5 protein-coding genes and 1 tRNA gene are annotated in these 4,228 nt (G+C 70.4%); 5 read left to right on the forward strand and 1 reads right to left on the reverse strand.

Features of this window, described 5'->3' with window-relative positions; genetic code table 11:
* Window positions 1-128: 128 nt before the first annotated feature.
* The 3 genes from ACIKT0_RS14035 to ACIKT0_RS14045 all read left to right on the forward strand — a co-directional run bounded on the left by ACIKT0_RS14035 (window position 129) and on the right by ACIKT0_RS14045 (window position 2,240).
* The gene (locus ACIKT0_RS14035) at window positions 129-332 is read left to right on the forward strand and encodes a hypothetical protein (RefSeq protein ID WP_407105940.1); all 204 of its coding nucleotides are present in this window, start codon (window positions 129-131) and stop codon (window positions 330-332) included.
* A 305-nt stretch (window positions 333-637) separates the two neighbouring features.
* Window positions 638-1,405 carry a 7-alpha-hydroxysteroid dehydrogenase gene (gene hdhA, locus ACIKT0_RS14040; protein WP_407105941.1) on the forward strand — a complete coding sequence of 256 codons (768 nt, stop codon included), beginning with the start codon at window positions 638-640 and terminating at the stop codon, window positions 1,403-1,405.
* A 37-nt stretch (window positions 1,406-1,442) separates the two neighbouring features.
* Window positions 1,443-2,240 carry an SDR family oxidoreductase gene (locus ACIKT0_RS14045; RefSeq protein ID WP_407105942.1) on the forward strand — a complete coding sequence of 266 codons (798 nt, stop codon included), beginning with the start codon at window positions 1,443-1,445 and terminating at the stop codon, window positions 2,238-2,240.
* A 99-nt stretch (window positions 2,241-2,339) separates the two neighbouring features.
* Here ACIKT0_RS14045 and ACIKT0_RS14050 read toward each other — a convergent pair.
* Window positions 2,340-2,414: transfer RNA gene (locus ACIKT0_RS14050), tRNA-Thr, on the reverse strand.
* 209 nt (window positions 2,415-2,623) lie between these two features.
* Between ACIKT0_RS14050 and ACIKT0_RS14055 the strand changes: the two genes are divergently transcribed.
* Both ACIKT0_RS14055 and ACIKT0_RS14060 read left to right on the forward strand, forming a co-directional pair.
* On the forward strand, window positions 2,624-3,250 hold the full coding sequence (locus tag ACIKT0_RS14055; RefSeq protein ID WP_407105943.1) for a TetR/AcrR family transcriptional regulator: 627 nt from the start codon (window positions 2,624-2,626) through the stop codon (window positions 3,248-3,250).
* The coding region (locus ACIKT0_RS14060; RefSeq protein WP_407105944.1) for an efflux RND transporter periplasmic adaptor subunit at window positions 3,247-4,228 on the forward strand (982 nt) is incomplete at its 3' end. The genes ACIKT0_RS14055 and ACIKT0_RS14060, both read left to right, overlap by 4 nt.

Here is a 4,228-nt window from a genome sequence, read left to right on the forward strand (position 1 = left end):
GCCGACGCCGGAGGGCCGGACCGTACGAGCGCGCGCCGGAAGGGCGGCTGGCGGGCGCGGCCCGCCGCGGTTGATCGTCGTGATCGGTTGATTAGGATGCGCCGCGCAGCATCCAGCCGGGGGGTCAGATGACCATTGCGCCAGACCTGATCACGCGCCTGTCGGGCATCGTCCGCGAGTTCGACGGCGCCGCCGATCCCAGCGAAGTCCGCGCCGACGCCCAGATGGTGGCGGACACGGCGAGGGACGCGGTGAGCGAAATACTGCGGCTGCGCGACCTTGAGGCGAAGCTCAGGCCCCCGCTCCCGGGTCTTGGCGAGTTCGCGAGATGATGCGTTCGCGCGGCGCCTGATCTTCGCCCGCGTATCCGGACGTCTTCGGCCTACCCGACCGATGCGGCTTCGACATCTGGCGAGGCCGCATCCGAACTGACATCGCAGCGGGGCGTTCGCGCCGCGCGACCACCGCGCGTCGGCAGGTATGAAAAGGCGAGGGGACGAAGCCTCCTCGCCGCGGGCGGTACGACCGGCCATCCGGCAGGCTCCCTCAACGCTCCCGAGACGCTGGCCTGACCGAGGTCAATATGCGGCGCGCCGGTCCGGCCTAGGACTCTTCGTCCTGTTGGGCGGAGGTCAGCATGTCCAATCCCGATCTTTTCCGTCTGGACGGGCACGTAGCCGTGGTGACCGGCGCGGGCGCCGGCATAGGGCGGGGCATAGCGACGACGTTCGCGCGCGCCGGCGCCGCGGTCGTGGTCAGCGACCTGAAGGTCGAGGCCGCCGAGGCCGTGGCGAGCGAGATCGCCCAGGCGGGCGGCAAGGCCGTCGGCGTGGCCTGCGACGTGACCGACGAGGAGAAGCTGCAGACCCTCGTCGACGCCGCGACGGGGGAGTTCGGCAAGCTTTCGCTGCTGGTCAACAACGCCGGAGGCGGCGGGCCCAAACCTTTCGACATGCCCATGACGGACTTCCGCCGGGCCTATGAACTCAATCTCTTCTCGGTGTTCCGGCTGACGCAGCTGGCCGCGCCGCATCTGGCGGCCGCCGGAGATGGGGCGGTGCTGAGCATCTCCTCCATGGCGGGCGAGAACAAGAACGTGCGGATGGCGTCCTACGCCTCCTCCAAGGCCGCGCTGAATCATCTGACGCGCAACATCGCCTTCGACCTCGGCGCCATGGGGGTGCGGGTGAACGCCATCGCGCCGGGCGCGATCAGGACCCACGCCCTCGCCACCGTGCTCAACCCCGAGGTGGAGAAGGCCATGCTGCAGCACACCCCAATCCGCCGGCTGGGCGAGGTCGAGGACATCGCCAATGCGGCGCTGTTCCTGTGTTCGCCCGCGGCGTCCTGGATCAGCGGCCAGATCCTGACCGTGTCCGGCGGCGGAACGCAGGAACTCGACTGACCGGGCCTTCCCCGCAGAGCCTCGAGGAGGCCACATCATGCCCGCCTACGACGCCTTCGCCGAGTTCCGGATGACCGGGCACAACGTCATCATCACCGGCGGCGCGCAGAATATCGGGGCCGGGATCGCCCGGACCCTGGCGGGGGCGGGCGCCAGGGTGATGATCGCCGACCTCAATGGCGACAAGGCGGCCGAGACCGCCGCCGGGATCGCGGCGGAGACCGGACAGGACTGCCGCGGCATGGCCTGCGACGTGACGGACGAGGCGGCGATCCGCGCCGTCGTCGCCGGGACGGCGGAGGCCTTCGGCGGCGTCTCGACGCTCGTCAACAATGTGGGCTGGGGCGGCCGCCACCCTGATCCGACGGCCATCAGCGAAGAGGATTTCGTCCAGTCCTACAAGCTCAACGCGATCAGCGCCTACCGCATGAGCATGGCCTGCCTGCCCTATCTCGAGCAGGCCGAGAACGGGGCCATCGCCAATTCGGGCTCATTCTCGTCGGCCACGCCCGCCTACGACATCCTGGCCTACGCCACCGCGAAGGCGGCGCTGACCCAGATGATGGTGTCGATCGCCCACATGCTCAACAAGAAGGTGCGGGTCAATTCGCTGCTGATCGGCACGGTGATGACCGCCGGCTATGGCGACGCGGGAATCGACCCGGCGATGCAGGAGCGGTTGATGCATCCCGACAATCTGGTGGGCCGCACCGGCCGCCCGCAGGACGTCGCCAACGCCATGCTCTGGCTGTGCTCGCCCGCCAGCGGCTGGGTAAGCGGCCAGACGATCAACGTTCACGGCGGCGGCAACGTGGTTCGCCTGTTCGGCGACTGAGGGCGCGGCGCTAGATGGGAGAACCTCGGGCGCGGCCGCCGGGTGGAGCGCGAAGGCGCTAGGCGCTCGAGCGTCCTCCGGGCAAAGGCCGGGAAAAACTGGTGCTGCGAGAGAGGATTGAACTCTCGACCTCTCCCTTACCAAGGGAGTGCTCTACCACTGAGCTACCGCAGCGCCGGGGGCCGTTCGTTACGCCGCCGCTGCGATGCGGGGCCTGAAGGCGCGCGGAAACTGCCACAAGCCCCCCGCCCGCGCAAGCGCCGCGGCCGAAGCCCTGAAAATGCGCCGGATCATGAGCGTCGACCGGCCTGAAAGCCGCGCGCTTGTAGATTCGCGCGCCCGCGGCTAAGTTGCGAACGAACGTTCGCTCTCAGGAATGACCCTTGGACCAGCAGACTCCCTCAGCCCTCGCTCGGGCGGACCGCCAGGCCGAACAACGCCGGCGGATTCTCGACGCGGCGATCGCCTGCTTCGCGCGAGGCGGTTTCCACGCGACCGGGATGCAGGCGGTGTGCGCCGAGGCCGGGATGAGCCCCGGCGGGCTCTACCGGTACTTCCGGTCCAAGGAGGCGATCATCGAGGCCATCGTGGAGCGCGACCGCGCCGCCATTCCGGCGATGCTCGCCCCGCTGCTCGAGGCGGACGACGTGGTCGAGGCGATCGTCGAGGCGGCGCGCCAGTTCGTGGCGGGCAACCTCAAGTCCGAGGGCATGCCGATCTTCCCCGAACTCTACGCCGAGGCGATCCGGAACCCGGCCGTGAAGGCGATCGCCGAGCGTTGCGACGTCGAGGTGCACGAGATTCTGATGCGCGTGCTGGAGCGCGGCAAGACGCTCCGCCAGATCGACCCGGCGCTCGACGCCAACCACGCGGCGCGACTGCTGATGGCGTTCTCCGACGGCGTGCTGCTGCGCATCCTGTATGAGCCCGCCGCGCGGCTGGAAGGCCTCATGCCGATGTTCGAGCGCTCGATCCGCAGCTTCCTGGCGGCTCCGGAGGCGGGCCGATGAGCGCGCCGGCCCGAACGCGCCGCTGGCGGTGGCTGCTCGCGCTCGCTTTGGCCTGCGGGGGCGTCGCGGCCTATGCGTACCGCGACCCGATCGCCGGGCTGCTGCACCGGGATCAGGCCCCGGCGCAGGCCGAGGCCAGGCCGGCCCCGCCCTCGATCACGGTGGCCAAGGCCACGCTGCGCGAGATCGCGCAGAACATCGTCGTCACCGGCACCCTGGTGGCGCGCGACGAAATCATGGTCGGGGCGCAGATCGACGGGCTGCGGCTCGTCTCCTATCTGGTCGACATCGGCGACCACGTCGAGCAGGGGCAGGTTCTCGCCCGGCTCGACCGCGACATGCTGGAGACCCAGCTCGCGCAGAACGCGTCGCAGCTCGCCCGCGCGGAAGCCGCGATCGCCCAGGTGCGCGCCGCGATCGCCGAGGCCGAAGCGTCGCGGGTAGATGCGGAGGCCGCGCTGAAGCGCGCCGAGACGCTGAAGCTCAGCGGCAACGTCACCCAGGAACTGCTCCAGACCCGCCGGACCGCGATGCGCGTCGCGGAGGCGCGGCTGCGCGCGCAGAACGAGAATCTCCGGGTCGCCGAGTCGGAGAAGACGCTCGCCGAGGCGCAGGGCCGCGAGATCGAGATCAGGCTCGCCCGCACCGAGGTGCGGGCGCCGGCCTCCGGCGTGGTGTCGGACCGCACCGCGCGGGTCGGCCAGACGGTCGGCCTTGCGGGCGAGCCGCTGTTCCGGCTGGTCCGCGACGGCGAGGTCGAGCTCGAGGCGGAAGTCACCGAAACCCGGCTTCATTCCGTGGAGGCGGGGCAGACGGCGCGCATCGAGGTCGCGGGCTTCGCCGAACCGATAGAGGGCAAGGTGCGCCTGGTCGCGCCAACAGTCGACGCGGCGACCCGCCTCGGCAGGGTCAAGGTCGCGCTGCCGACGGACCGCAATCTGCGGCCCGGCCTGTTCGCCCGCGGCGCGATCGAGGTGG

The organism is Hansschlegelia beijingensis, assembly GCF_045505405.1.
In the GTDB taxonomy this organism is placed as follows: Bacteria; Pseudomonadota; Alphaproteobacteria; order Rhizobiales; family Methylopilaceae; genus Methylopila; species Methylopila beijingensis_A.

What these genes read in the sequence shown, in the direction of transcription:
- hdhA (WP_407105941.1), top strand. Translation starts at nt 638, where the DNA reads ATGTCCAATCCCGATCTTTTCCGTCTGGACGGGCACGTAGCCGTGGTG.
- ACIKT0_RS14045 (WP_407105942.1), top strand. Translation starts at nt 1,443, where the DNA reads ATGCCCGCCTACGACGCCTTCGCCGAGTTCCGGATGACCGGGCACAAC.
- ACIKT0_RS14035 (WP_407105940.1), top strand. Translation starts at nt 129, where the DNA reads ATGACCATTGCGCCAGACCTGATCACGCGCCTGTCGGGCATCGTCCGC.